At 70.2% G+C, this 26,608-nt stretch carries 22 protein-coding genes and 1 pseudogene; 6 read left to right on the top strand and 17 right to left on the bottom strand.

The annotated features are described in order from the left end of the window. Window positions 1–86 precede the first annotated feature (86 nt). Entirely contained in the window at window positions 87–1,043 is a 957-nt protein-coding gene (locus tag JK359_RS01870) for a GlxA family transcriptional regulator (RefSeq protein ID WP_201830868.1), read from the top strand. A 45-nt stretch (window positions 1,044–1,088) separates the two neighbouring features. Here the strand turns inward: JK359_RS01870 and JK359_RS38730 are convergent, their stop codons facing one another. The 11 genes and pseudogenes from JK359_RS38730 to JK359_RS01815 all read right to left on the bottom strand — a co-directional run. Beyond that, complete coding sequence (locus JK359_RS38730; RefSeq protein ID WP_307787929.1) at window positions 1,089–3,725, bottom strand: amino acid permease; 2,637 nt, start codon at window positions 3,723–3,725, stop codon at window positions 1,089–1,091. A gap of 450 nt (window positions 3,726–4,175) precedes the next feature. After that, window positions 4,176–5,510, bottom strand: coding sequence for a Dyp-type peroxidase (locus JK359_RS01860; protein ID WP_201830866.1), 1,335 nt, complete (start codon window positions 5,508–5,510; stop codon window positions 4,176–4,178). Window positions 5,511–5,533: 23 nt separating this feature from the next. After that, a complete protein-coding gene (locus tag JK359_RS01855; RefSeq protein WP_201830864.1) occupies window positions 5,534–6,544 on the bottom strand; it encodes a hypothetical protein in 1,011 nt (336 codons plus the stop codon). Between the two features lie 7 nt (window positions 6,545–6,551). Continuing rightward, the gene (locus tag JK359_RS01850) at window positions 6,552–7,085 is read right to left on the bottom strand and encodes a hypothetical protein (RefSeq protein WP_201830863.1); all 534 of its coding nucleotides are present in this window, start codon (window positions 7,083–7,085) and stop codon (window positions 6,552–6,554) included. Window positions 7,086–7,186: 101 nt separating this feature from the next. Further along, window positions 7,187–7,804 carry a VOC family protein gene (locus JK359_RS01845; RefSeq protein WP_201830861.1) on the bottom strand — a complete coding sequence of 206 codons (618 nt, stop codon included), beginning with the start codon at window positions 7,802–7,804 and terminating at the stop codon, window positions 7,187–7,189. Window positions 7,805–7,947: 143 nt separating this feature from the next. Next, entirely contained in the window at window positions 7,948–8,706 is a 759-nt protein-coding gene (locus JK359_RS01840; RefSeq protein WP_201830859.1) for an SDR family oxidoreductase, read from the bottom strand. 472 nt (window positions 8,707–9,178) lie between these two features. After that, a complete protein-coding gene (locus JK359_RS01835; RefSeq protein WP_201830858.1) occupies window positions 9,179–10,252 on the bottom strand; it encodes a zinc-dependent alcohol dehydrogenase family protein in 1,074 nt (357 codons plus the stop codon). Between the two features lie 170 nt (window positions 10,253–10,422). Then, window positions 10,423–11,691 carry a vanadium-dependent haloperoxidase gene (locus JK359_RS01830; RefSeq protein ID WP_201830857.1) on the bottom strand — a complete coding sequence of 423 codons (1,269 nt, stop codon included), beginning with the start codon at window positions 11,689–11,691 and terminating at the stop codon, window positions 10,423–10,425. Window positions 11,692–11,984: 293 nt separating this feature from the next. Further along, window positions 11,985–12,215, bottom strand: a complete 231-nt coding sequence (locus tag JK359_RS01825; RefSeq protein WP_201830856.1) for a hypothetical protein — start codon at window positions 12,213–12,215, stop codon at window positions 11,985–11,987. Beyond that, window positions 12,212–12,826 (bottom strand): nucleotide-binding protein, encoded by a 615-nt coding sequence (locus tag JK359_RS01820; protein ID WP_201830855.1) that lies wholly within the window; start codon window positions 12,824–12,826, stop codon window positions 12,212–12,214. The genes JK359_RS01825 and JK359_RS01820 overlap by 4 nt, the downstream gene beginning before the upstream one ends. 105 nt (window positions 12,827–12,931) lie before the next feature. Continuing rightward, window positions 12,932–13,120, bottom strand: a pseudogene (locus JK359_RS01815) (hypothetical protein); the annotation flags it as partial. Between the two features lie 83 nt (window positions 13,121–13,203). On the opposite strand from JK359_RS01815, the gene JK359_RS01810 reads away from it, so the two are divergent. Genes JK359_RS01810 through JK359_RS01800 form a run of 3 tightly spaced genes read left to right on the top strand, consistent with a single transcriptional unit; the run spans window position 13,204 to window position 14,774 of the window. Then, window positions 13,204–13,584, top strand: a complete 381-nt coding sequence (locus tag JK359_RS01810; protein WP_201830854.1) for an ArsR/SmtB family transcription factor — start codon at window positions 13,204–13,206, stop codon at window positions 13,582–13,584. Continuing rightward, on the top strand, window positions 13,581–14,324 hold the full coding sequence (locus tag JK359_RS01805) for an MIP/aquaporin family protein (RefSeq protein WP_201830853.1): 744 nt from the start codon (window positions 13,581–13,583) through the stop codon (window positions 14,322–14,324). Before JK359_RS01810 ends, JK359_RS01805 begins: the two co-directional genes overlap by 4 nt. A gap of 30 nt (window positions 14,325–14,354) precedes the next feature. Further along, complete coding sequence (locus tag JK359_RS01800; RefSeq protein ID WP_201830851.1) at window positions 14,355–14,774, top strand: arsenate reductase ArsC; 420 nt, start codon at window positions 14,355–14,357, stop codon at window positions 14,772–14,774. Between the two features lie 502 nt (window positions 14,775–15,276). Here the strand turns inward: JK359_RS01800 and JK359_RS01795 are convergent. Then, window positions 15,277–15,708: a hypothetical protein gene (locus JK359_RS01795; RefSeq protein ID WP_201830849.1), complete on the bottom strand. Its 432-nt coding sequence runs from the start codon at window positions 15,706–15,708 to the stop codon at window positions 15,277–15,279. 111 nt (window positions 15,709–15,819) lie between these two features. Here JK359_RS01795 and JK359_RS01790 point away from each other — a divergent pair, with 111 nt between their 5' ends. Both JK359_RS01790 and JK359_RS01785 read left to right on the top strand, forming a co-directional pair. Beyond that, entirely contained in the window at window positions 15,820–16,557 is a 738-nt protein-coding gene (locus tag JK359_RS01790; protein WP_201830847.1) for a hypothetical protein, read from the top strand. A 1,340-nt stretch (window positions 16,558–17,897) separates the two neighbouring features. Beyond that, window positions 17,898–18,368, top strand: a complete 471-nt coding sequence (locus tag JK359_RS01785) for a hypothetical protein (RefSeq protein WP_201830845.1) — start codon at window positions 17,898–17,900, stop codon at window positions 18,366–18,368. A gap of 306 nt (window positions 18,369–18,674) precedes the next feature. Here JK359_RS01785 and JK359_RS01780 read toward each other — a convergent pair whose 3' ends face one another. From JK359_RS01780 to mreD, 5 genes are all read right to left on the bottom strand, one after another. Further along, entirely contained in the window at window positions 18,675–20,636 is a 1,962-nt protein-coding gene (locus JK359_RS01780) for a TIGR03960 family B12-binding radical SAM protein (RefSeq protein WP_201830843.1), read from the bottom strand. A gap of 70 nt (window positions 20,637–20,706) precedes the next feature. Beyond that, window positions 20,707–22,209, bottom strand: a complete 1,503-nt coding sequence (locus JK359_RS01775) for a CYTH and CHAD domain-containing protein (protein ID WP_201830841.1) — start codon at window positions 22,207–22,209, stop codon at window positions 20,707–20,709. A gap of 122 nt (window positions 22,210–22,331) precedes the next feature. Beyond that, on the bottom strand, window positions 22,332–23,528 hold the full coding sequence (rodA, locus tag JK359_RS01770; protein ID WP_201830840.1) for a rod shape-determining protein RodA: 1,197 nt from the start codon (window positions 23,526–23,528) through the stop codon (window positions 22,332–22,334). Further along, window positions 23,525–25,777 carry a penicillin-binding protein 2 gene (mrdA, locus tag JK359_RS01765; RefSeq protein WP_201830838.1) on the bottom strand — a complete coding sequence of 751 codons (2,253 nt, stop codon included), beginning with the start codon at window positions 25,775–25,777 and terminating at the stop codon, window positions 23,525–23,527. Before mrdA ends, rodA begins: the two co-directional genes overlap by 4 nt. A 146-nt stretch (window positions 25,778–25,923) precedes the next feature. Beyond that, the gene (gene mreD, locus JK359_RS01760) at window positions 25,924–26,601 is read right to left on the bottom strand and encodes a rod shape-determining protein MreD (protein WP_201830836.1); all 678 of its coding nucleotides are present in this window, start codon (window positions 26,599–26,601) and stop codon (window positions 25,924–25,926) included. Window positions 26,602–26,608 lie beyond the last annotated feature (7 nt).

The following is a 26,608-nucleotide window of genomic DNA, read 5'->3' as shown; positions in this document are numbered from 1 at the left end:
GCCCCTGCCGTCACCTCACCCCTGCCGTCACCTCCACTGCTGCCGACCCTGCTGTCGGATACGGCTACACTGATACGGTTTCCGTCATGGACGTTGCGGTACTCGTGTACGACGGGGTGTTCGACTCCGGGCTCGCGGCCATCCTCGACGTGCTCGACGGCGCGAACGCCATGGGCGAGCAGATCGCGGACCCGCCGACCTGGAACGTGACCAAGGTCGGCTTCCGTCCGCAGGTCACGACGGGGGCCGGGCACCTCGTGACGGCCGAGCCGGTCGAACGGGCCCGGACGGCCGGCCTGCTGATCGTCCCCGCCCTGGCCGAACGCCGGCCCGAGGCACTGCTGGACCACGTCGCCGGGGACGCCTCGCTGCCCGCCCGGGACCTGATCAACCGGACGCGTGCGCAGGGCACGCCCATCGCCTCGGCGTGCACCGGCACGTTCCTGCTCGCCGAAGCGGGCGCGCTGGACGGCCGCCGGGCGACCACGAGCTGGTGGCTGGCCCCCGTCTTCCGGACCCGCTACCCCGCGGTCCACCTGGACCAGAGCAAGATGGTCGTCGCGTCCGGCGAGGTCACCACGGCGGGCGCGGCCTTCGGACACGTCGACCTCGCCCTGGCGATCGTACGGGCGAGCAGCCCCGCCCTGGCCGACCTCATCGCCCGCTACCTGGTCGTCGACGACCGCCCCTCGCAGTCCGCCTACACCATCCCCAGCGCCCTGGCCCAGAGCGACCCGACCGTTGCGGCCTTCGAACGCTGGGCGCGCGAGCGGCTGGCCGAGCCGATCAGCATCCCGGACGCGGCCAGGTCCCTGGGCATCAGCGAGCGGACCCTGCAACGCACCGTCCAGCGCGTGCTCGGCACCTCCCCCGTGCGGTTCGTCCAGGACCTCAGGATCGAACGCGCCTCCCACCTGCTGCGCACGACCGACCTGCCGCTCGAGGTGATCTCCCGCAAGGTCGGCTACGAGCACGCCAACACCCTGCGCGTACTGCTCCGCGAACGCACCGGCAGGACCACATCGGCCCTGCGCGGCACCTGACCCGGCCCCGCCCCGCCGGTGTGCCTCCCGGCCCGCCCCGGGGCGCTACTTGCCGTCGGACTCCGGCAGGTCCTGCTCGGTCCAGATCGTCTTGCCGGTGGGGGTGTAGCGCGTGCCCCAGTGGTGGGTCATCTGGGCGATGATGAACAGGCCCCGGCCCCCCTCGTCGTCGCTCGCGGCGTGCCGCAGATTGGGCGAGGTGTGACCGGTGTCGGAGACCTCGCAGATCAGCGTCCGGTCGCGGATCACACGGACCTGGATCGGACCGCCGACGTAGCGGATGGCGTTGGTGACGAGTTCACTGACGATCAGCTCGGTGGTGAACGCCAGGTCCTCCAGGCCCCAGTCGCCGAGCTGCTTGCTGACGGCGGTGCGCGTCGTGGCCACGGCCGCCGGATCCGGGAGCAGCGCCCACTCGGCGAACTGCCTCCGGTCGAGCAGCCGGGTGCGGGCCACGAGCAGCGTGGCGTCCACGTCCACCGGCCCGGGCAGCAGCGTGGCCACCACCCTGTCGCACAGCACCTCCAGGGACTGCGGGGGCCCGGTGAGGACGCGGCTCAGCCGGGCGAGCCCGGCGGCGCGGTCGTCGGCGTCCTGGAGCAGGCCGCCCGTGGTCAGGGCGACGACGCTGCCCGGCTCGAACTGCAGCTCCATGCTCCGGTAGGGCAGGCCGGGGACGCCCAGCGGCGGTCCGGGCGGCAGCTCCGGGAAGGCGACGGCACCCGAGTGGCGTCCGACGACCGCCAGCACCGGCTCGCCGGCCCGGGCCAGGCTGCACTTGCCCGAGACCGGGTCGTAGACCGCGTACAGGCAGCTCACGCCCAGGGCCGCGTCGACGCGCGGGCGCGGCTGGCCCGGGTTGCGGCCGGGCCCGCCCTCCTGCGCGGTCTGCTCGACCAGGTCGGCCAGGCGGGACAGCAGCTCGTCCGGGGTCAGGTCCAGCCTGGCCAGTACCCGCACCCCCGTGCGCAGCCGCCCCATGGTGGCCGCCGCGCGCAGGCCGTGACCGAGCACGTCCCCGACGACCAGGCCGACCCGGGTCCCCGACAGGGGGATCACGTCGTACCAGTCGCCGCCCACTCCGGACCCGCTGTCGGCGGGCAGGTAGCGGCTCGCCGTGTCGACGGCGGCGTGCGACGGCAGGTGTCCCGGGAGCAGGCCCCGCTGGAGTCTCAGCGCCACGCTGTGGCCGCGGGTGACGAACGGCATCAGCAGCAGACCGATCAGCAGGGCGCCCACGCCGAGGACGGTGACCCCGCCCGTCTCGCCGATCAGCGGCAGGTCGACGGTGGTCATGCCGTACCCGGGGTTCGCGTAGACCACGAAGGCGGCGTAGAGGAACAGCACGACCATGATCAGCCCGCCGAGCGCCGGGAGCACGCCCTTGAAGACCAGGTCTCCGGCACTGCGGGTGAGGACCTTGCGGTGGTACCAGACGCAGGCGAAGCCGGTCAGGCCGTACTGGAACGCGATCGCGAGACCCACCGACTCCACCGAGTCGGCCAGGACGTGCTCGCTGAACGAGGTCAGCAGGAGCAGCAGGGCGATCGAGGCCGCTCCCATGCCGATGGTTCCCCAGGTCGGGGTGAGGTACCTGCGGTGGATCCGGGCGAACCGGGACGGGACCGCCTTGTGGACCGCCATGGAGAAGACGGTCCTGGCCAGGGGCAGGATGGTCGTCTCGGCCGAGGCCAGCGCGGAGGTCAGCACCATCAGGATCAGCAGTCTGGACAGGAACACCCCGCTGTCGCTGCTCCCGAACACGGCCTTGCCCAGCCCCGAGAACACATCGTCCGCGTTGTCCGGGTTCCCGAGCCCGATGCCCGAGGTGCCGATTCCCGCGAACGCCTGCGACGAGGTGGAGACCAGCGCGTACATGACGAGGAGCAGCACGGTGGACAGGATCGCGGCGCGCCCGGGGACGCAGTCGCCGTCGGTGGTCTCCTCGTTGACCGAGAACGCGGTGTCCCAGCCCCAGTAGATGAAGACCCCCACGAGGACGCCCGAGGTCAGCGCCCTCATCGAGGGCACTTCGAACGGGTTGAACCAGGAGGCGGAGATATGGACCGCCGTCGGGGGAGGGTCGGTGTAGACACGGACCAGCGCGGCGACGGCGAAGAGGAGCAGCACCGCCACTTCCAGGCACAGCAGCCAGCGCTGGACGGCGGCCGAGAACTCGATGCCGACGTAGCAGACCGCGGTCAGCAGAACGATCCAGACGACGCCCGCCACCGTGGTCCACAGCCTGCTCTCCGCCAGGCCGTCCAGGCCCACCAGCCGAAAACCGTAGGCGGCGGCGATCCCGGCGAGGTTCGCCATGACGAGGATGTTGGCGACGATGAGACCCCAGCCGCCCATCCAGCCGCTGCGCGGCCCGAAGGCGCGGGTGGCCCAGCTGAAGGTCGTCCCGCAGTCGGCGTTGCTCGCGTTCAGTTCCCGGAACGCGCACGCCACGAACACCATCGGGACGAACGCCAGCATGATGACGATGGGTGCCTGGAAGCCGACTCCGGCCACGATGATGCCCAGGGTGGCCGCCAGGCTGTACGCCGGGCCGCTGGAGGCGAGCCCCATCGCCACCGAGGAGAACATGCCGAGGGCATCGTTCTTCAGCCCCTTCCGGCCGACCCCGGTCCCGGGAGCGGGGCGGCCGGCGGACTCGACGCCGCCAAAGTGCCTCACACTTGATTCCAACGCCGGGTCCCGTCCCCCCGCAACAGCGCGGAGCGGGCACCCGGGCCGCCCGGCACCCGGCCGGGCGGCCCGGGAGGGGGCGGGACGGGGTGCCGGGGACGTGAAGCCGCCGGTGCCGCCGCCGGCGCACGGGCGTGTCCTCCCCCTGGTCGGACGAGCCGCGGAACCGCCGTCGTTGAACCATTGGGACGACGGACCCGAAGCCCCGGCCGAGGTGTGATCCGGTGAGGACGGGGACGCGGCACGGGTCCGGAAGGAATCGGGGACACCGTCATGGGCGGATCATCGCCGCGCTGCCCGAGTCCCGTGCACGTCCGGACGACCTGGCGAGGCGGAGCCTCCGGACGCCCGGCGACGTGGAGCGGGGCCCGGCGAGGCGGTGGCGGAGTCCGGTGGCTGAGGCGGCGGCGATGCACGGCCGGTCCCTGTCAGTCGCGGTCAGTCGCGGAGGTCGCCGAGCCAGCGCAGCGCGGTCAGGCTCGGCAGGAAGCAGTACTCACCGCCCCGGGTGACCACGAACCGGGGCAGGGAGGCAAGGCGTCGGCGCAGTGGCCGGCGCGGGACGGTGTAGCCGGCGTCCCCCTCGGCGGCCCCGGTGACGGGGTCCCTCGCGTGACCGGCCCCGAAGAACACGCCGTCGTTCATCCACTCCGACTGGACGAACTCGAACTGCCGGCCCAGATGTGCGCCGATGAACGCGAACATCAGGCCTCGGTCGGCACCGTCGTCCTCCAGTACTCCCTCGGGCAGGGCCGGACCGTACACCGCGCCCCGCCGGATCATCCGGTGCAGCCGCACCTCGCCGGCCACCGAGGCGTCGCGCGGATTGGCCCGGCGGATGTGACAGCCGCCCGGCGTCGTGAAGCCCGCCGGATCGTCCTGCTCGTACAGGAAGGTGTTGCGGCGGTACGGATCGGCGCCCAGCTCCGGGTCGTCGCGCTCCGGGGCCAGCGCCAGGGGTGCCCCGCTGCGCCAGCGGCCCATGATCTTCGCCGCGATCAGCTCCTCGTCCTCGGGACCGGTGGAGTTGTCCCGCAGATAGCGCCGGAACTCGGCGGCCCTCTGGTGGAGCTTGCGGAAGACCGCGTAACTGCCGTTGCGCCCCAGCACGGCCGGCTGCGGCAGCTGGACGCCGCCGATCTCGTCCGGGTGGCCGAGGACGAACTCACCCGCCTTCAGGGGCACTTCCAGCCGATTGGACCCCGGGATGCCGCTTCCCTCGACGGCGGGGTGACTGACCCCGTCGCGGTAGCCGAAGTGCTCGGTCTCGGTGGGCAGGGCATGGCAGTCCTGCCGCCAGACCGCCGTGACACCGGACAGCCGTTCGTAGACCGGCCGGGCACGGTCCACGGCCGCCTCCAGCCGCGGGGAGTCGGGCGCGACCGCGGTGATCACCACGTGCACGTCAGGGGTGCCGAGCGGCGCCTCCCAGTGTTCCGGGCCGCTCTCCCCCACGTCCCTCAGTGCCCTGGCACGGGCCGCCATCCCCTGACGGAACTCCCACGCGAACGTCTCCAGTGACGAGCGCGGCACCCCGAGCGCCTCCAGCCCGGTACAGGTGACGGCCGCGCTGACCCACGTCTCGCCCAGCGGGCTGGCCGAGTCCGCGGCGGAGGTCACGGCACCGCTCAGCCTGCGCATCAGCTCCCGCCCATGCGCCGCGTCGTCGATGCGGAAGGCCAGGTACATCGCCGCGTAGGGCGTCGGCCGGGGACTGAGGACCCCGCGCTGTATGTCGTCGAGGTCGAGTTTCACCGCGCTGGGCGCACCCACTGCCGGCCTCCTTGCGGTGCCGTTCACGAGACGAGGTTCCGCCAGAAGTTCCGCAGACTCTCGTCGGCACCGAACAGCGTGCTGAAGATCGTCGAATCGGCGAGGAGCACGTCACCCGCGCGGTCGCCTCCGGGCGGCATCCACAGGAACATGTTGAACTCGGTGTTGCCCTCCTCGGTGAACGGGTGCGGCCGGGACGTGTCGACCGGCTGCCGGGCCAGCACGTGAACGGCCTTCGGTTCGTCCGTGGTCACCGCGTAGTGAGGCAGGTGCAGGTGGAAGTTGAAGTTCGTGACCCCGTGCAGCCAGCCCTTCTCGTCCAGGTCCCGGACGGTGGTCAGCGGAGCGATCCGGTCGCCCTCGCCGGTGGCCGGGCGCAGCCCGTAGCGGTTCACGACCGGCACGCCCAGCCCCTTCATCAGGTCCCTGACGTAGGTGGCGAAGCGCTGCTGGCGGGGTACGAGGGGATCGCCGTGGTGGCGGTACTCCACGTCCCGCACGGCCAGGTCGTCCGACGCGCCGACGTCGTGGTGGGGTCCCAGCACGAGGCAGGCGTCCTCCCGGGCGAGGAACGCCCGCAGCGCCTCGATCTCCCCGGGCCGGGCCTCCTGTCCCGTGATCATGTGGTCCAGTCCGAACACGAACAGGATGTCGGTGTCGTCGAGCACGCGCTCGTCCAGCGGGGTGTGGAAGCCGGCCTGGTCGATGCGCTGGTACACGGGTACGGGATGTCCGGTGACCTCCTGCACGAACTCCTGGAAGGGCGCCCAGGCCCAGAAGAACAGCTCCAGGGACCCCGCGATGCCCTGCTGGAACCGGTACGGGTCCGACCACTTCGGGTCCTCGTACGCCGGCCACGCCACCCGCCTGACCTCGGTCATGGTGGAGAAGCGGTTGTCCAGCTCGGCCGCGTTCCGGCCCGCCTCGGCCGGATAGCTCCAGGAGACGTAGATGCTCACGCGCCGCCCGCCCGGCGTGTACGCGCGGGGAACGTGCCGCTGGTTGTACGTACGCGCTGTGCCGGCCTGGCTCATGGCTGCCTCACTGCATCTGGTCGAGGATCTCGGAGAGGGAGTTCCTGACGCGCAACGCCTTCTTGATCTCGTCCGCCGTCACGTACGGGTACTCGCCGTACTCGATGAAACTGGGACAGTGGTGTTCGCGCACGAACCTGACGAATGCGTCCGGATTGGTGCGCCAGTCCTCCGGAAAGCCTTCCAGGTGCTCGAAAGCGGTGCTCACGCCGGCTTTCGAGAACAGGGCGACCGCGTCCTCGGTGTACTTGTCGAAGTCGGTGTCGAAGATGCCCTGGTACATGAAGCGCGTGTCGTCGTCGAACAGCACCCAGCGCAGGTAGTGCAATTTGAGCGGCGCTAGCAGATACGGGTCCTGTTCCAGGGCCTTCGCCAGTGCGTTGCCGTACTCGCGCATCGCGTCGGCGTGCCCCGGTTTGACCCGGGCGACGACGGTGAACCCGTAGCAGGCCGGAGTCCTGGGGAACACCGGCCCGTACTTGCCCTGCTCGAGATGATCGGTGTCTTTGGGGATGACGACTGCCTGAGGCTTGATCTCCATGCCCGGTCCTCCCTCTTTCCAGGACTCCGGCCGCCCCCGGTCACGCTCGTCGCGCTCGCCGCTCTCATCGTTCCATGCAACCGCTTGCCCCGCCCGGCGGCTCAGGACGGCGGTTCCGTGCCGGCCTGCTCGCTCACCATGTGGCGCGCGTACCAGTCCGGCCAGTCCGGGTCCTCCGCACCGGTGCGGGCCTCGTGCTCGCCGTGCGCCGCCGCGGCCCGCCGCAGTGCGCCCGCCAGGTCCTCGGCCGACGCGTACGCGGTGGTGCCGGAGTCGAGCCGCCCCGGGAGCCTGGTGGTGACCTCCTGCAGGAACCAGCCGTTGCCGTCCGGGTCACGGAACGAAAGGAAAGAGCCGTAGCTGCCGCGGTGCGGCGCGGGTCCGGGCACCCGGGCATCGGTGCCGGCGTGGTGGAAGACGCCGCCGGCATCGTGGAACACCTCGCTCGGGTCGGCACCGTTCCGCTTCAACTCCGAGTGAGCGGCCTCGATGTCGTCGACGATCAGGTGCAGGCCCTGGGCCGAGCCCGGTGCCTGGTCCGTGACGGACGTGCCGAAGATGACCGACGCCGGGGAGCCCGGAGGGGTCACCTGCACCACCCGGAAGTCACCCTCCGCGGTCAGGTCCGCGTCGAGTCTCCAGCCCAACGCCGTGTAGAAGTCCTTGGCCCGGTCCACGTCGGACACCGGCACCACGACGACCTCGAGCTTCATGTCCATGGCTTGCGCCTCCTGTCACTCGGGGGATACGGATGCGGCCACGACCCACGGTGCGGACGCGGCCGGAGGCTGGGCGCGCACGTCACCGCCGAGCCCCGGTGCGGCCGCGCCCGGACGGCCCGGCTCCTGAGGCGGCCGGGCGATCAGGGTGTGACGAGCTGTTGCCCCCCGTCGACGTCGTAAGTGGCGCCGGTGAGGGCGTCGTTGGTCATGAGGTGCAGCGCCAGGGCGGCGACGTCCGCCGGACCGACCACCCGGCCGATGGGCAGCGTCCTCCTCAGCTGCTCCCGCCGGGCGTCGAGCCGGTCGCCGAGGAGGGAGGCGGACAGCGGGGTGTCCACGAAGCCGGCCGCGATCAGATTGACCCGGACCGGGGCGACCTCCAGGGCCAGGTTCGCGATCAGCGCCGGCGACGCCGCGGTGAGGGCGCCCGTCACGGCCATCCCGGCCGCGGGCCGCCGACCGCCGGTTCCGCCCATGAACAGCAGCGATCCGCCGGCCCTGACCTTCTCCCGGCCCGCCCGCGCGACCGCCACCGTCATCGCGATACGCCCGCCGAAGTCACGTCCGGCCTCGGCCGGATCGAGTTCGGCCAGGGGCGTGTACGACGGGCTGCCCGCCGTGAGCATCACATGGTCGACCTGCCCGGGCAGTTCCCGCAGGAAGCCCTCCAGGCTTACGGTGTCATGGGCGTCGAACGCGGCCGTGCGCACCGTGTCCACCTCGTCCGCCGCCCGCTGCAGGCGTTCGGCGTTCCGGGCCGTGAGCACCACCTCGCCACCGGCCGCCCGCACCTGACGTGCGGTCTCCAGCCCGATGCCCGCGCTGCCTCCCACCACCACGACCGTCTGCCCGGCCAGCCCCGCACGCGCCCCGCCGGCTCCTCCCCCGGGCCCGCTCACCGGGGGCCACCGCCGTCCCGACGCGGCTCCCGTACGTCCCTGCGTCCGCCGCGCATGATCACCTCCTGCCGGCCCTTGCCGGGCCCTTGCCAGGCCCTCCGCCCGGCCGGTGGAACGGCTTCTTCCGAGGGCACCGTGCGGCAGGGGCCACGGACGGACAACTTCCGACTGGTCGGCGAGAATCGACGACCGAGAGGGTCGACGACCAAGAGGATCGACGACCGAGAGGATCGACGACCGCCGGTTGCATCACGCAGCGGTCAGGCGGCGGGCACTCCAAGCGCTCCGTCACGGACCGCCGACTCCGGATCCTCAGTCTGGCACCCGCCCGCCTCACGTGCATCCGGGCCACGACCGCCGCGGCGGCCTGCGGCTGCGGTCCGTACCCCGACGGCCGGCGAGCGCCGGTCCCTCACGGCCCGCCGCGGCCGCTGCGGCGCACCGCCGCTGCCGCACAGGCAGTACCCCTCCCCTACCTGTCGTCTTCGTCCCCGCCCTCTTCGTCCCGGCCGTCCTCGAAGACGAAGAGGGGCTTGGTGCCGTGTGCCGGTGACTCGGCGAGCGCGACGGCTTCGGCGAAACGTTCGAGCGGGAACGGCCGGCCCTGGGGGATGCTCAGCACTCCGTCGACGACGAGACCGCGCACCTCGGACAGCGCGCGCATCGCATCCTCGGGTGAGGCGGCGCCGAACCAGCGGTTCAGCCAGAAGCCACGGACCGCTTTGGTCTCGTAGATGACAGAGCGTGCCTGCAGCGGGATCGTCAGCGCTGCCGGATCGGTCTGCCGGTGGGTGGAGAGCGCGCCGTAGACCACGACCTCCCCTCCCGGTGCCAGTGCCTGGGACACCTGGGCTCCCACGGGCCCCGCGACGCAGTCGACGGCCTTGCGCACGCCGGCCGGTCCTGCGGTCTCGGCCACCCGCTGCACGAGGTCCTCGTCCTCCGTGCAGATGACCTCGTCACCACCGAGCGCCTTGATCTCCTCCACGGCACCGCGCCGCCGTACGACGTTGATCGTGCGGATCCCCAGATGCCTGGACAGCTGGATGACGAGCCGGCCGACGGTGGAGCCCGCGGCCGTCTGCAGCAGCCATTCGCCCGGCCGTACGTCGAGTTCACGCGTCACGAGGAGCAGCGCGGTCAACGGGTTGACGGCGAGCTGACAGGCGCTGGAGTCGCTCAGCCGGTCGGGGACCGGCAGGAGCCTTCGCGTATCGGCGACGAGGTACTCCTGCCAAGTGCCGGCCGCCTGGGGCCCGGGCACCGCCGGGACCGCAGCGGCCACCACGCGCTCGCCGACCCTCAACCCCTCGGTGTCCGGGCCCAGGGCCTCGATACGGCCCACGCATTCCATGTGACCGCCGACAGTGGGGAACTCGGCGGAGAAACCGTAGCGGCCACGCAGGACGTGCAGATCACTGGCGTGGACCGGAGTCGCCTTCACACGGATCAACGCCTGACCGGCTTCCGGGGCGGGAACAGGCAGGGATTCCAGCCGCAGGACATCGGCAGGCTCGCCGACCTCCGCGGCCACGAGCGCGCGCATGGACCGGGGCATGAGTGACCTCTCGTCTCCCAGCGCCTGAGGAACCGCTGTGATTCGGGCGGTGAATCCGTCCTCTCACGCTACGCCCGGCCCCGGAAAGATTCCCGACGGCGGCTTGCGGTGCCGCGGCGAGTCAGCTGTTCCGGGGCCGAGCGCCGGGGACGGGCGGCTCAGCAGCGCGGTGAAGCCGGACGGTGAGGGCCACCGGAAGCGGCGACCGGCTGGAAGTAGTGGTCCAGCGCCCAGGCGGCCACGTCGGTGCCGGCCCGGCAGCCGGCCACGTCCGCCGTGCGGGAGTGGACGCCGCCCCACACGCGGGCGTCGACGACGTCCCGGTTGAAGTCGTCCGCGGACCCGTAGAACCGCGTGGTGCCCGTGACCTCGGAGGGGACGTGGAGGTCGATGTGCGAGGTCCCGAGGACGCCGGTCAGGGCGCGGGTCACGGCGCCGGCGACGGTCGTGTGACCGGCGACGTAGTCCGGGTGCGGCGGGGTGGGGAGCAGCGGTTCCCAGACCGGGTCGGCCGTCGTCGCGGGGTTGCCGTCGGTGGCGGCCAGGCGGATGGCGGTGATCGGCCGCCAGAAGCCGTAGTGGAGCTTGGCGTCCCAAGCCGTGACGACGGCGTCCGTCGCCGACGCGTTCACCGCGGCGAACAGCCGGGCCGTCTCGGCGATGCCCAGCCGGTGCCGGGCGGCGTGGTCTCGTAGCGCGGTCTGGACCTGTTCGATCAGGTTGCCGCTGAAGAAGAGGGCGGTCTCGGTCTGCCCCGCGCTCCTGCCCGAGCCGGTCTTCGCACCCATCACCTTCAGCTCCCGGACGTCCCCGGCGTAGGCGGCCGAGGAGAGGGCGGGGGGCCCGGCGGGGCGGAACTGGTGCGGTGAGGAGAGCAGGAGGGGGCGGAGCCTGGCGAGCCAGGTGTCGATGAAGGGCTGGAACGCGGGCGGGGTGGGCCGCCAGACCCCCGGTGCCGGGGCAGCGGTGAACGGAACGTCCGCGAACCTGCCGTCCCCTTCCCGCAGATCGAGGACGCGGGCGGCGGCGCGCCTTCCGTAGTCGACGCCCCGGTCTCTGGCCTGACCGGCCGGAAGAGCGGCGAGCGAGTGCGCGTAGGCGGTGTCGATCCGCTCCTTGAAGGCGGGGAAGCAGGCGAGCAGCACGTCGTGGGCCGCGGTGGCGGCGGCCGCCGCCGGGGATGCCTTGGCCGGACCGTGCTCGTGCCACTTGTACAGGGCGTAGCCGCCTTCGATCCCGACCACGGCGTTGTACACGGCGACGGAGACGAACCCCTCCCAGATCGCCGCCTGCCCGGAGGGACGTGGGCCGAGGCTGGTCTTGATCGTGTCGGTGGCGATGGCGTTCCACTCGCGGACCACGGCTGCCGGGTCCGCCGGGGACCGGGTGTCCTGGCCGGGGGGACGTGCCGCGGCGGTGAGCGTCACGAGGGCGACGGCCGCGACGGCGCAGAGGAATGCCCGGGCACGTGAACGCGGACGAACGGCAGGAGGGGGCTCTCGATGCACAGCGTGCTCCCTGGGGTCGAGTGCCCAAGGCTTAGCAACGGCCCACTACCCGATTCAAGACAACTCGCCGCGAACCGGGCAGCCCTGGCGACCACAGCGCTCATCGGCCCTGCCTCAGCGGCCCTGCCTCAGTGGCCCCGCCTCAGGGGCCCCGCCTCAGGGGCCCCGCCTCAGGGGCCCTGCCTCAGCGGCCCTGCCTCAGCGGCCCTGCCTCAGCGGCCCTGCCTCAGTGGCCGTAGGACCGCCTCGCCCACGCGCGCGAGCGCGGCCAGCGGTGGTCCGGCCCAGCTGGTGAGGTCGCGTGCGAAGGCGGGATCCAGTTCGACAGTCACCTTGAGGTAGCGGGTGTCCAGTGCGGTGACCCTCCTGGGCGGAGGCGAGGCGGCTGCCGTGTCCTGCCGGGGCCGCATGGCGGCCCGATAGGCGTCCTTACGCTGGTTCATACCGTGTCCTGACGCTTGATGAGCTCCTCGGCGAGGTCCGTGTATGCGGTGCCCTTCACCTCGACGTGGCTGCCGAAGGACTGCGAGTACAGGTCCAGGCGCGGGATGTGCGTGGACAGCACGTCGAATCCCCGCTCGGCCAGGGCTTCGCGCGCATCGGCATCAGGGCCGGTACGCGTGGCGTCGGGGCGATTGGTCCGGTTCAGCAGGACGGCGGCCCTGGCCGGATGGGAGCGCAGGGACTGCATGTCGTCCATCTCGCGGTCGATGGGCGCCATGCGGTCCAGCTCGATCGGGGCCGGGGTCACGGGCACGATCCACTCGTCGGCGTACCGCATGACGCCCCGGGCGATGTGCGCGTGGTCCTCCAGCTGCGGGGCGTCGAACACCACCGCCTGCCGGTGGTCGAGGAAGTCGTTCACGCGCCGGTGCACGTCGCCGACGGGAAGGGCGAGCACGGGGAAGGGGAAGCCGCCCGCCAGTTCGCTCCAGCGCAGCGCGGAGGAAGCGGGGTCGCTGTCCACGAGCAACGGTGACAGGCCCGATGCGTGCAGCGCGTGGGCCAACCAGACGGCGCTCGTCGTCTTGCCCACCCCGGGTTTGAGGTTCACGAATGCATAGCTCAGCGGCACAGGAGCCGACGCTAACGGCCGCGCGCCGGCGACCGTCGTCGGCACGGAGCCGCCCTGCTCGGTTCACCCTGCGGCGCCGACGAATCATTCCCGCGGGCTAACACGTCCGGCGCCCCCTGCGTCGAGCAACGTGGCCGGTTCGGCTGCCTGGGTGGTGCAGCAGCCGTCGCCGGTCGCGTCGGGGTCGGCACTCTCGCCGAGGCTGTCGGCGTCGGCCTTCACGACGTAGACCTCCCAGGGCTCCTTGCCGGGGCCGTGGACCCAGACCTTGTCCCATGGCAGGGCTTCCATCGGGTTGTATTGATGTTTATCGATGCAACATTGCGCACTGCATCGAAGACTGTCAACATAGACGTATGTCGAAGCAAGAGCTTGTGGTGCTCGGCCAGAGCGACGAGAGCGGCGCGTGCTGCCCGGGGCTGGTGACGGCGCCCTTGGACGAGGACCGGGCGACGGATCTGGCCAAGCTGTTCAAGGCGCTGGGCGACCCGGTACGGCTGCGTCTGATGTCGATGATCGCCTCACGGTCGGGCGGTGAGGTCTGCGTCTGTGACCTGACTCCGGCCTTCGACCTGTCCCAGCCCACGATCTCGCATCACCTCAAGCTGCTGCGGCAGGCCGGTCTGATCGACTGCGAGCGGCGCGGCACGTGGGTCTACTACTGGGCGCTACCCGCCACCCTCGACCGGCTCGCCGCCTTCCTGAAGGCGTCGCAGACAGCCGAGGCAACCGCGTGAGCGCCCCGCTGGGCCGCAGGGCCGTCGCGGAAGCCGTGGGGTCGGCCGCCCTGGTCGCGGTGGTCGTCGGCTCCGGCATCCAGGCCACTGAGCTGAGCCAGGATGCCGGCGTGCAACTGCTGGCCAACTCGCTGGCCACGGTCTTCGGCCTGGGCGTGCTCGTCGCGCTCCTGGGTCCGGTCTCCGGCGCGCACTTCAACCCGGCCGTCACCCTCGCGGCCTGGCTCACCGGCCGCCGCAGTGAGGACGGGCTGACCGCGCGGGATGTCGCGGCGTACATCCCGGCCCAGATCACGGGAGCCATCGCCGGCGCCCTCGTGGCCGACGCCATGTTCGGCAAGCCGCTCGTCCAGTGGTCCACCCATGACCGGTCCGCCGGTCACCTGTGGCTGGGCGAGGTGATCTCGACCGCCGGACTCGTCCTGCTGGTCTTCGGCCTGGCCCGCACCGGCCGCGCCCACTTCGCCCCGGTGACCGTGGCGTCCTACATCGGCGCGGCGTACTGGTTCACGTCCTCCACCTCGTTCGCCAACCCGGCGGTCACCATCGGCCGTGCCTTCACCGACACCTTCGCCGGCATCGCCCCCGGCTCGCTCGTCCCCTTCATCGCGGCCCAGTTGGTGGGCGCCGCACTGGGACTCGGACTGGTACTCGCCGTGTTCGGACGACCAGCACCCGCACGGACCACCCCCGCCCCTCGCCAGGGCGAACCCGAACTCACCGCTCCCGCCCTCCCCTGACCGGCCTCCGCCCAGAAAGACACACCGGCCATGAACCTCCCCGCCGAACGTCCCTCCGTGCTGTTCGTCTGCATCCACAACGCCGGGCGCTCCCAGATGGCCGCCGCGTTCCTCACCCACCTGGCGGGCGAGCGCGTACAGGTCCGCTCCGCCGGCTCCGCACCCGCCGACACCGTCAACCCGGCCGTCGTCGAAGCCATGGCCGAGGCAGGCATCGACATCTCCGCGGAGGTACCCAAGGTGCTCACCGTCGAAGCCGTCCAGGCCTCCGACGTGGTCATCACCATGGGCTGCGGCGACACCTGCCCCGTCTTCCCGGGCAAGCGCTACCTCGACTGGACGCTCCCCGACCCGGCCGGACAGGGCGTCGACGCCGTCCGACCCATCCGCGCCGAGATCGAAAAGCGCATCCGCGGCCTGCTCGACGAGATCCCGGCGAGCCGGGCGTGACTGCCGAGACCGCGGTACGCGTCACGGCCATGGCCCCGAACACGCCGACGAGGTCCTGAGCATCTACCGACTCGGCATCGATGAACGTCATCGGCACACGCGAACGCATCGGCCGGCACCACGGCGTACGGCGTGACGTCGTGCTCATCGACCGCCGCAGCGTTGCGGTCGCATGGATCGCACACCACCCAACTCCAACGCCCTCGGGCACCAGTTGAGCCCCCTCGCGATACGAGAGGGGGCTCAAAGCTGTGCGGGCGCGCACAGGCACGGAGCGGGCCCTCAGACCCACTCACTCACCCCGCCGGCGCCTCCCTCACCCGATCGAGTGCCTCGCCCGCCTCAGTGCGCGTGACCGCTCGCAGCCGGCGTCGGAGCTGCGTTCTTGACCGTCAAGGGCAGCAGCTTCTTGCCGGTCGGGCCCACCTGGATGTGGGGTCCATCTGCGGCCATACTCCAACAGCCCCATAACCGATCAACTCGCTGGTCACCACCCTCTGGATCAACCCAGGCCCGGCTCCGCCGACGCGCCGTCCCAGGTGAACCGGTAGCGATTCCTCTCTCGGTCGAGGGTCAGGCCGATGTCGACGCCATCGATGCCGCAGTACTCCTGCAAGCACTCGATGACCGCCGCGGCGGCGACTTCCTCCTGGTAGTCCGTGAGCATGGGTACGTCCCAGTCGTCCACGCGTACCAACAGGGCAGCGGCGCCGTCCCTCAAAGCCTCCAGCTGCCCGACCACCAGTCCGAGGCCGAACGCCATCCACTTCTCGTCCGTTGCGGCGATCCCCTGCGGCGGCAGCCACCAGACGCGTGAGTCGTCGATTCTCCGCCCCACGCCCGGCGGCTCGTCCATGGACTGGACGTCGAGGCTGACGCGGGCGACGAGCCCCCACGAGCCGATACGTCTCTTGTAGATGTACGTGAATGCCACGTGTGGTCTCTCTCTTCTCCGTCCTCAGAGGAATCTCAGCCGACCGAAGACACGGGAGTGGAAGTAATGCTCTGTTCCCATGTTGGTGGGACGGGAGATGTAGTCATAGTCATGGGGTTCGCCACGCCCGTACATGATGCTGTGGCGATCGATGAACTCGTCCATCTCGGTGTCGCTCATCGTGCCCACGTGGGCCTGGTTCATGGCGGTCAGATCCGACTCGCTGACACGGAACGGCATGACGCATTCGCCGACCGCAGCCAACGCCTAGCGGCTGTCGAGAGCGAACTGCTCCAGAGTCTTCCTGAGAGCAATGTGGCCCATCTCGTCGTGTCACTGTCTCCTGAAGTCCCTGGGGACATGCAGATCACTCAGGACTCCTTCAGCACATACAAGAACGAGCTGCTCACGACAGCGTGGCTGCTCGGGAAAGACAGTGCGCCTCTCACTGACGTCCGGAGCGGATCCCGACGCTTCATCACCCGTGGCGGGTGGGCGAATGGTCCCTGGTACTGCCATTCCGAGCTGCATTGCGATGGTTCGGGTACGTGGGCGATGCGGCTGGGACATCGCGTTTCCAACGCGGACATGATCGAATTTGCGTGGGTTGAGCCTGACACAGTGGTCTATGGCCGGCTGTCCGCACTGCACTTGCTCGGCTCTCATGCCCGTGACCGATCCGGCGCAACTAGCACCGCCCTCGTCAAAGCTGCTCTGGTTGAGGCTCCCCATGCCCATCCTGCGGGACCGGCTAAGCCTAATCTGCACCCCCTCTTTCCGTTGCGTATCGACGGCTATAATCGTTCGCTCGGCATGCGAGCACCGCTCAGCACGCAGTTCCGCGAGTAGGCATACTCCGAGGGCGCCGCTCTTCTGGACGATCTTGCAGACGGCGGACGGGCTCTCGTCCAAGCGACCGCGCCACTAGCTGGCGAACTCTTCCAGGCATTCGGGATCCCGGAGGCTTCACCTATCACGAGAGACGGTGCGATTCGGTCTTCAGCTTGGCCGGAAGACCCGAAGACAAGCATTCTTCGGTGGAGCCAAGCCCACGAGGTTCCGCAGTGGCTGAGTAGAGGACACGTTTCAGACAGCAGCGAGCCCCCTCCCTGATTGGGAAGGGGCCCAATGCGTCGTACACCCGATCATGAGCCTGGAGGGGTCAGATCCACTCTACTTCGGACGATGCGAGGTGAGCCGCCAGTCTCCGGCAGCGGCGTTCGCAGTACCACCGGTGGTGTCGCGAGGCGAGGACGAGAGGCACCAAGCGCAGCAAGCACCACAGCTACCTCGTCCTCGCTCGCCTCAGCCAGCGCCTCCATCACCCGGTCGAGTACCTCGCCCGCCTCAGTGCGCGTGACCACTCGAAGCCGGCGTCGGAGCTGCGTTCTTGACCGTCAAGGGCAGCAGCTTCTTGCCGGTCGGGCCCACCTGGATGTGGGTGTCCACCTGCGGATGAACGGCTTAACGCACTCACTTGTCGGCTGAGTTCGAGGCAATCTTATGGTTACGTCATGGGCAGAACTAGGGGGAGCGCCTTAGAAAACATGTCATACGCCCCAAGCAGGCCCCGCCGCTGATCAAGGCAATGCTGACTCAAATTTGAGTCGCGATTGGTGAGCTGTGTGGGGTTCCGCCGCAAAGCGTCAACGGCAAAAAGCGCCTGCTCTAGCCATCGAAGAGCCGCGCCAGATATACGCTCAAGCTCGGGCACCTCGCATATGATCACGAGGTCATAATGTCCGCGGAGTACTGATCCTTCTGCCTTCCGTAGCTTGCCACGCACCTCGTCCAATGGCTTCCCGTCGGTTAGGGCATCCACCAGCTCATCGAGCGCATCGACAGCCTCCCCAAGCTTCGCTTGGAAGGCCAGACAGCTCTGACGGCGCCAGTCATGATGTTGACGCAGGCGCTCTTCGTCCCTGGTCTGCTTGTCCAGCTCACGCGTCTGTAGCGCCTGCACGCGAGCTCCACGAGCGGCCAGCCCAGCCCCCACCGCAGCTCCTGCCGCGCTCGCAAACCCTGCTAAGCCAGCAGCCCAGACCGCAGCTACCCCCTGATCCATGGGCACGATTTTGCCGTGTCCATTGCAGGCAGGGTAGTGCGCGCGTCCTCAGTCAGCTTCCTGGAGAACCTCCGAACGTCACGCCCGGCGCGTGCAGAATGACTGACGCATCGGGAGGGACAACGTGAAGAGACGTAGCCGCTTCGGCAGTACCATCATCTTCGCTTTCGCCGCACTGGCTCGGGCTGCCTGCGCAGACGACGCTCAAGGCCACGCACTGAGCCTCGCCCGAGAGGCGTGCGCCGTGAAGTACCGGGCATCTACGGGTGATCCGCTTGCGGACAGCACCGCGCGGCAAGCGGCACGTAACAAGACCCTTCCAAGTCTGGAAGAGGCGGCAGACAAGGCTGCTCAAGCCGCACGGCTCGATGACACCTGGCAGCCTCTTGCCACAACGCTCAACCGATTCGCGGAGCTGGCTTCGGTCACGATCGAACTCGGTGATCTTCGAGACACCAGGGTGGGCGAAGGGTACGCCACCCCAGAAGATGTCGACAGGGACAACCAGCTCGACGCCCGCCGCACTGGACTGATCAGGGAGTTGGACTCTTCCAGCCTTACTGGCGAGTGCCGCAAGGCGAAGGACTCTTCGTGATCGGCGCGACCCGTCCTAGCCAGCGACTGCTCCCTTTCGTGTTCAAGACAGCAACGAGCCCCCTCCCTGATTGGGAAGGGGCTTAACGCGTCGTCCAACCGTTCACGAGGCAGGAGGGGTCAGACCCACTCCACCTCGGAGACGATGTGAAGCGGGCCGCCAGCCTCCGGTAGCGGCGTGCGAGACACCGTCGGCGGCGCCGCAGGGCGACGACGAGAGGCACCGACAGCGGCAAGCACCGCAGCCACCTCTTCCTCACTCGCCGCTGTCATCGCCTCAATCACCCGGTCGAGTGCCTCGCCCGCCTCAGTGCGCGTGACCGCTCGCGGCCGGGGTCGGACCCGCGTTCTTGACCGTCAGCGGCAGCAGCTTCTTGCCGGTCGGGCCCACCTGGATGTGAGTGTCCATCTGCGGGCAGACGCCGCAGTCGAAGCACGGGGTCCAGCGGCAGTCCTCGACCTCCGTCTCGTCGAGGGCGTCCTGCCAGTCCTCCCACAGCCAGTCCTTGTCCAGGCCGGAGTCGAGGTGGTCCCAGGGCAGGACCTCCTCGTAGGTGCGCTCGCGGGTGGTGTACCAGTCGACGTCCACGCCGAAGGGCTCCAGGGCCTTGTCCGCGCAGGCCATCCAGCGGTCGTAGGAGAAGTGCTCGCGCCAGCCGTCGAAGCGGCCGCCGTCGTCGTAGACCGCGCGGATGACCGCTCCGATGCGGCGGTCGCCGCGGGAGAGCAGACCCTCGACGATGCCCGGCTTGCCGTCGTGGTAGCGGAAGCCGATCGAGCGGCCGTACTTCTTGTCGCCGCGGATCTTGTCGCGGAGCTTCTCCAGGCGGGCGTCCGTCTCCTCGGCGGAGAGCTGCGGGGCCCACTGGAAGGGGGTGTGCGGCTTGGGGACGAAGCCGCCGATCGAGACCGTGCAGCGGATGTCGTTCGACCGGGAGACCTCGCGGCCCTTCTGGATCACGTGGGTCGCCATGTCGGCGATCTGGAGGACGTCCTCGTCGGTCTCCGTCGGCAGGCCGCACATGAAGTACAGCTTCACCTGGCGCCAGCCGTTGCCGTAGGCGGTGGCGACGGTCCGGATCAGGTCCTCCTCCGAGACCATCTTGTTGATGACCTTGCGCATGCGCTCGGAGCCGCCCTCGGGGGCGAAGGTCAGACCGGAGCGGCGGCCGTTGCGGGTCAGCTCGTTCGCCAGGTCGACGTTGAAGGCGTCGACCCGGGTCGACGGGAGCGAGAGGCCGATCTTGTCGTCCTCGTAGCGGTCCGCGAGTCCCTTGGCGATGTCGCCGATCTCCGAGTGGTCCGCGGAGGAGAGGGAGAGGAGGCCCACCTCCTCGAAGCCGGTCGCCTTCAGGCCCTTGTCGACCATCTCGCCGATGCCGGTGATGGAGCGCTCGCGCACCGGGCGCGTGATCATGCCGGCCTGGCAGAAGCGGCAGCCTCGGGTGCAGCCGCGGAAGATCTCCACCGACATGCGCTCGTGGACCGTCTCGGCCAGGGGGACGAGCGGCTGCTTCGGGTACGGCCACTCGTCCAGGTCCATGACCGTGTGCTTGGACACGCGCCACGGGACGCCGGAGCGGTTGGGGACGACGCGGGCGATGCGGCCGTCCTGCAGGTACTCGACGTCGTAGAACGCCGGGATGTAGACGCCGCCCGTCTTGGCCAGGCGGAGCAGGACCTCCTCGCGGCCGCCGGGGCGGCCCTCCGCCTTCCACTCCTTGATGATCCGCGTCATGTCGAGCACGGCCTGCTCGCCGTCACCGATGATCGCCGCGTCGATGAAGTCGGCGATCGGCTCCGGGTTGAAGGCCGCGTGGCCGCCGGCCAGGACGATCGGGTCGTCGACGGTGCGGTCCTTGGACTCCAGCGGAATGCCCGCCAGGTCCAGCGCGGTGAGCATGTTGGTGTAGCCCAGCTCCGTGGAGAAGCTGAGTCCGAACACGTCGAAGGCCTTCACCGGGCGGTGGCTGTCGACCGTGAACTGGGGGACGCCGTGCTCGCGCATCAGCGCCTCCAGGTCCGGCCACACGCTGTACGTGCGCTCGGCGAGGACGCCTTCCTGCTCGTTGAGGACCTCGTAGAGGATCATGACGCCCTGGTTGGGCAGGCCGACCTCGTACGCGTCCGGGTACATGAGCGCCCAGCGGACGTCGCACTCGTGCCACGGCTTGACCGTGGAGTTTAGCTCTCCGCCGACGTACTGGATCGGCTTCTGCACGTGCGGGAGCAGAGCTTCGAGCTGCGGGAAAACCGACTCGACAGGCATCTCGCGAACCTTCATGAGCTGACAGGGGTGACCATTCAGCGTAACCCGGACGACGGCCTCCCCTGAACGCTCAGCCGTCGGCCCCGGACCTGATCTTCTTCCACCGCGCGGGCAGTTCCGCCTCCGTCCTGGCCGCGCCGGCCTCCTCCCTGCCGTAGAGCAGGCCGTACGTGAAGGTGTCCTCGCCCGTCGCGTGGGCCACCGCGGACAGCTCGCGCAGGGTGTGGCGGGCCATGACGCTGTCCTGGTGTTCGCCGAGGAGGGTGGTCAGGGACTTCATGGACTTCGTGAGGGAAGCCGCAGGGGTGCCGAGGGCGTCGGTGACCGCCTCGGCCGCGTAGCGGGTGCGCTTGGCCTTCTTGCGGGCCTCGTGCAGGGCGTGGTCGCGGTCCTCGCCCGGTGGCAGCTCCAGCGCCTGCTCGACCAGCGCCGACAGCTTCGCCAGGTCCTTGCGTACGGCCTTGTCGAGCACCTTGCCCGGCTTCTTCCCGGCCGCCTTCCGCAGGGGCGGGCCGGTGAGCAGGGTGTCCAGGGTGTCGAGCAGGGTCAGGTAGCGGCGGGAGTCCAGGACGCCGGTGAGGTGGGCGTGGGCGCCGCCGCGGCGGATCTCCGCCCAGGAGGCGAGGCGCTCGGCGACGGGGCCGGTGACCAGGGCGGGCGGCAGGGCGTCCAGGGCGGTCGTGAGGCGTTCGGCCAGGACCTCCTGGTCGCGGTCCACGCCCAGCTCGCCGGCGAGCCACTTCAGCTCGGCGGCGACGGGGTCGGTGACGGTGCGGTCCAGGACGTTGCGGAAGGTGCGCAGGGTGCTGCGGGCGCGCCGGGTGGCGACCCTCATCCGGTGGACGGAGTCGGGGATGTCCCGGCGGACGGCGGGGTCCAGTTCGACCAGCACGTCGCGCTGCGCGCGCAGGTAGGCGAGGACGTGGTCGCCGGCGGTGGTGGGCCGGGCGGGCCGGGGCTTCTTCCCGTGGCGGCCGGGCCGGGTCTGTTCCAGGGCGCGGGCCAGTTTCGACGGGGAGGCGGAGGGCCGTACGCCTGCCTTGCGCAGCCGCTTCTCCACCTGGTCCAGGAAGGCCGGGTCGCCGCCGTCGGCCAGTTCCACCTCGATCTCGGTCCACTGGGCGGCTCCGCCCTCGCCGGTGGACCGTGCGGCGGTCACGGTGTCGACGCTCGCCTCGGCCAGCAGGGTCCCCTCGGCGTCGACCAGGTGCCGCACGTCGCGGGCGGACCGCAGCCGGACCAGGGGGGCCAGCACGCGGTCGCGGACGCGGGAGCGGACGAGGGCGGCGATCTCCTCGGGGATGCTGTCGGAGAGCGGTGCCCGGATCTCGTCGCGCACTCCGGGGGCGACCGGGAACTTCAGGTGCCAGCCCGCGTCCGAGCCGCCGGTGCGGCGGCGCAGGGTGAGCGAGGCCGCCGTGAGGCGTTCGTCGGCGGTGTCGTAGTACACGGCGTCCAGTTCGACCAGGCCCTTGTCGAGGACCGCGGCCACTCCCCCGACGCCGGTCAGGTCGGGCAGCCCGCTGTCGTCGGATTCGTACTTGCGCTCTATCTCGCGTTTCGCATCCGCCATGAACCGAATCTAGTGGGCGGCGGGCCCGGGCGGCAGAGGCCGTCCGGGGTGAATGGCCGGAAAACTTCCGCCATCCGCCCGGTGAACGCCCGCGCGCCGGACCTTGCCCGGGGCCGGTGTTCTCACGCTGACATCGGTCGCTGCACCTTGATCGACTGCAGCAGGCCGACCGCCACCCACACCGCGAACATGGACGAGCCGCCGTACGACACGAAGGGCAGGGGCAGGCCGGTGACCGGCATGATGCCGAGGGTCATGCCGATGTTCTCGAAGGACTGGAAGGCGAACCAGGCGACGATGCCGGCGGCGACGGTCGTCCCGTACAGCTCGGTCGAGTCGCGTGCTATCCGGCAGGCGCGCCAGAGGACGACCCCGAGCAGGAAGATGATCAGGCCGGCGCCGAGGAAGCCCAGTTCCTCCCCCGCGACCGTGAAGACGAAGTCCGTCTGCTGCTCGGGCACGAACTGGCCGGTGGTCTGCGAGCCGTGGAAGAGTCCGGCGCCGGTGAGCCCGCCGGAGCCGATGGCGATGCGGGCCTGGTTGGTGTTGTAGCCGACGCCCGCGGGGTCCAGGTCGGGGTTGGCGAAGGCCGCGAACCGGTTGATCTGGTACTCGTCCAGGATGTGCAGCTGCCAGATGGCGATGCAGCCGATCACACCCGCGGTGAGCAGGCCGAAGATCCAGCGGTTGGAGGCGCCGGAGGCGAGCAGCACGCCCAGGATGATCGCCACCATGGCGAGCACCGAGCCGAGGTCCGGCATGAGGAGCAGGATCAGGATCGGTACGGCGGCCAGGCACAGCGCCTGGAACACGGTCCGGTGGTCGGGGTACGGCTTGTCGCCCGCGTCCACCCGCGCGGCCAGCAGCATGGCCATGCCGAGGATGATCGTCACCTTGAGGAACTCGGCGGGCTGGAGCGAGAACCCGCCGATGACGAGCCAGTTGCGCTGGCCGTTGATGGTCGCGCCGAGCGGCGTGAGGACCACCAGGGCCAGCATGACCGACACGCCGTAGAGGATCGGCACGGCGTTGCGCAGGGCGCGGTGGCCGAGCCAGACGGTGCCGATCATCAGGGCGATCCCGATGCCGAGGTTCATCAGGTGCCGGACCAGGAAGAAGTAGGGGTCGCCCTGGTTCAGCTCGGTGCGGTTGCGGGTGGCCGAGTAGACCAGCAGGGAGCCCATCAGGGACAGCGCGGTGGCCGCCAGCAGCATCGGCCAGTCGAGCCGGCGGGTCAGGGAGTCCCGGGCGAAGATCCTGGTCCAGCCGGCCCGCTCGGGGCCGTAGCCGGAGACGGAGAAGCTGTTCGTGCCGGTCATGAGGGCATCCTCCGGCTTCCCCTCCTGCGGGCCCGCCTGCGGGTGTCACGGTTGCCGGTGCCGGGCGAGGCCGTGGTGCCCGCGGGCTGTTGGTCGTCGCCGTTGGTGGGGTTGTTCTTCTGGGCTGCCTCGGCGTCCTTCGCCGGGTCGCCGGTGACCTTGGGGGAGGCGATGGTGCCGTCCGGGCGGACCTTGGGCAGGCCCTTCTGCGGCTCGGGCAGCAGCGCCTTCTTGTGGTCGATGGAGCCGTCGCCCTGGACGCCGTAGAGCGCGCTGTAGATGTTGCGCACGGCCTCACCGGAGGCGCCGGAACCCGTACCGGCCTGGGCGATCGTCATGATCACCGTGTAGTCCTTGGAGTAGGTGGCCAGCCAGGACGTGGTCTGCTTGCCGTAGACCTCGGCGGTACCGGTCTTGCCGTGCAGCGTGATCTTGTCCTGGGGCCAGCCGCCGAACTTCCAGGCGGCCGTTCCGCGGGTGATGACGCCCGCGAAGGCGTCGTTCATGCCGTCGAGGGTGGCCTGGCTGACCGGCAGCCTGCCGTTCTTCTTCGGCTTGATCTCCTGCACCGACTTGCCGTCGGCGCTGATGATCGCCTTGCCGATGGTCGGCTGGTACATCGTGCCGCCGTTGGCGACGGCGCCGTAGATCACGGCCTCCTGGATCGGCGTGACGAGCGTGTCGCCCTGGCCGATGGAGTAGTTGATCTCGTCACCCTCGCGCATCTTGTTGCCTTCGAGGCAGTTCTCGTAGGCGATCTTCTCGACGTAGGAGCCGTCCTTCTTGCCGGTCTTGCACCAGGCGTCCTTGTTGGCCTTCCAGTAGTCGAGCTTCCACTGGCGGTCGGGGACGCGGCCGGTGACCTCGTTGGGCAGGTCGATGCCGGTCTCCTTGCCGAGGCCGAACTGGTGGGCGGTCTTGAAGAACCAGTCCTTGGGCTGGCCCTTCTTGGGGTTGATGCCGCCGTCCTTCTTCCACTCGCGGTCGGCGAGGCCGTAGAAGACGGTGTCGCAGGAGACCTCCAGCGCCCGGCCGAGCGAGATCGGGCCGAAGCTCTCGCCCTCGAAGTTCTTGAAGACCTGGCCGCCGACGGAGTACGAGCTGGTGCAGGGGTAGCCGCCGTCCCAGACGTAGCCCGCCTGGACCGCGGCGGCCGTGGAGACCACCTTGAAGGTGGAGCCGGGGGCCGCCTGACCCTGTATGGCCCGGTTGAGCAGGGGGTAGTCGGAGTTCTTGCCGGTGAGGGCCTTGTAGTCCTTGGCGGAGATGCCGCCGACCCAGACGTTCGGGTCGTAGGTCGGCGCGGAGGCCATGGCGACGATCCGGCCGGTCTTGGCCTCCATGACGACGACGGCGCCGGAGTCGGCCTTGTAGTTCTCGCCGGTGATCTTGTCGAACTGTTCGCGGGCCTTCTTCATGGCCTTGTTCAGCTCGAACTCGGCGACCCGCTGGACCCGGGAGTCGATGCTGGTGACCAGGTTGGAACCGGACTCGGCCGCGTCCGACCGGGCCTTGCCGATGACCCGGCCGAGGTTGTCGACCTCGTACCGGGTGACGCCGGCCTTGCCGCGCAGCACCTTGTCGTAGGTCCGCTCCAGGCCGGAACGGCCCACCATGTCGGAGCGCAGATAGGGCGAGTCGGTGTCCTTGGCCTTCTGGATCTCGTAGTCGGTGACCGGCGAGAGATAGCCGAGCACCTGGGCCGTGTTGGACTTGCCCGGCCCCGCGTAGCGGCGGACGGCCTCGGGCTCGGCGGTGATGCCGGGGAAGTCCTCGGAGCGCTCGCGGATCTGCAGGGCCTGCTTGGCGGTGGCCTCGTCGGTGATGGGGATCGGCTGGTACGGCGAGCCGTTCCAGCAGGGCTGGGGCGTCTTGGCGTCGCACAGCCGGACCTTCTGCATGACGTCGCCGGGGCTCATGCCGAGGACGCGGGCCAGCTTGGTGAGCACGGCCCTGCCGTCGTCCTTCTGCTTCAGCAGGTCGGTACGGGAGGCGGAGACGACCAGCCGGGTCTCGTTGTCCGCGAGGGGCACGCCGCGGGCGTCCAGGATGTCGCCGCGCACGGCGGGGTCGACGACCTGCTGGACGTGGTTGCCCGACGCCTCCTTCTGGTACTCCGCGCCCTGGCGGATCTGCAGGTACCACAACCGGCCACCGAGTGTGCCGAGGAGGGAGAGGACGAGGATCTGGATCACGACGAGCCGGATCTGGACCCGTGGGGTCCGACCGGTCTCGGGAATGTTGGTCACTGCGGCTGTCGCCCCCTCTCAGTGCACGGACGTCCGTGCGTGCGGCGCCTGTGTGCGAACCGCCTGCGCGCGTACGAATGATGAACGACCAGCCTGTGAACCCGCGTTCCGGGACAGCTGACCCGTTCGGGTGAACTTCCCGGCGCTCACAGCCGCTTGACCCCCTTGATGCGGCCGACCCTGGCGGAGCGGGTGCGGGCCTTGGCCTTCAGGGCCCCGAGGCCGCCGCGCTGGTCGCCGATGCGCAGGCCGGTGCCGGAGGAGAGCCAGCCGGAGGAGATGTCACCGGCCTTGGCCGCGGGGCCGGTCTCGGTGAGCGGGTCGTTGTCGGCGCGGCGGGCCAGCCACATGACTCCGGGCACCACGAACGGGGCGAGCAGCAGGTCGTACAGGGCGGCCGAGAACAGCAGCCCGGTCAGCCCGACGTGGCGGGCGGCGGTGTCGCCGACGAGGGCGCCCACGCCGGCGTACAGCAGGGTGGAGCCGACGGCCGCGGCGACCACGACGGCCATCGGGCCGGTCGCCGACTTCAGGCGGCCGTTCTCCGGGCGGATGAGCCCGGCGAGGTACCCGATGACGCACAGCACGAGGGCGTAGCGGCCGGCCGCGTGGTCGGCGGGCGGGGCCAGGTCGGCCAGCAGGCCGGCGCCGAAACCGACGAGGGCGCCGCCGACATGGCCGTACACCATCGCCAGGCCCAGGACGGTGAGCAGCAGCAGGTCGGGGACGGCACCGGGCAGGTGCAGCCGGGCGAGGACGCTCACCTGGACGACCAGGGCCACGACGACCAGCGCGGTGGAGAGCAGGATCCGGTTGACACGCATGGGGATT

Origin of the sequence: Streptomyces actinomycinicus (assembly GCF_016741775.1) — a bacterium.
GTDB lineage: Bacteria > Actinomycetota > Actinomycetes > Streptomycetales > Streptomycetaceae > Streptomyces > Streptomyces actinomycinicus.
Note: the sequence above shows the minus strand (reverse complement) of the source record. Positions and strands in the feature narration are given on the sequence as shown.

Coding starts and splice junctions, on each gene's coding strand:
- JK359_RS01870 (WP_201830868.1), top strand. CDS start 87: ATGGACGTTGCGGTACTCGTGTACGACGGGGTGTTCGACTCCGGGCTC.
- JK359_RS01855 (WP_201830864.1), bottom strand. CDS start 6,544: ATGAGCCAGGCCGGCACAGCGCGTACGTACAACCAGCGGCACGTTCCC.
- JK359_RS01850 (WP_201830863.1), bottom strand. CDS start 7,085: ATGGAGATCAAGCCTCAGGCAGTCGTCATCCCCAAAGACACCGATCAT.
- JK359_RS01845 (WP_201830861.1), bottom strand. CDS start 7,804: ATGGACATGAAGCTCGAGGTCGTCGTGGTGCCGGTGTCCGACGTGGAC.
- JK359_RS01835 (WP_201830858.1), bottom strand. CDS start 10,252: ATGCGCGCGCTCGTGGCCGCGGAGGTCGGCGAGCCTGCCGATGTCCTG.
- JK359_RS01825 (WP_201830856.1), bottom strand. CDS start 12,215: ATGAACCAGCGTAAGGACGCCTATCGGGCCGCCATGCGGCCCCGGCAG.
- JK359_RS01810 (WP_201830854.1), top strand. CDS start 13,204: ATGTCGAAGCAAGAGCTTGTGGTGCTCGGCCAGAGCGACGAGAGCGGC.
- JK359_RS01800 (WP_201830851.1), top strand. CDS start 14,355: ATGAACCTCCCCGCCGAACGTCCCTCCGTGCTGTTCGTCTGCATCCAC.
- JK359_RS01790 (WP_201830847.1), top strand. CDS start 15,820: ATGGGGTTCGCCACGCCCGTACATGATGCTGTGGCGATCGATGAACTC.
- JK359_RS01780 (WP_201830843.1), bottom strand. CDS start 20,636: ATGCCTGTCGAGTCGGTTTTCCCGCAGCTCGAAGCTCTGCTCCCGCAC.
- JK359_RS01775 (WP_201830841.1), bottom strand. CDS start 22,209: ATGGCGGATGCGAAACGCGAGATAGAGCGCAAGTACGAATCCGACGAC.
- rodA (WP_201830840.1), bottom strand. CDS start 23,528: ATGACCGGCACGAACAGCTTCTCCGTCTCCGGCTACGGCCCCGAGCGG.
- mreD (WP_201830836.1), bottom strand. CDS start 26,601: ATGCGTGTCAACCGGATCCTGCTCTCCACCGCGCTGGTCGTCGTGGCC.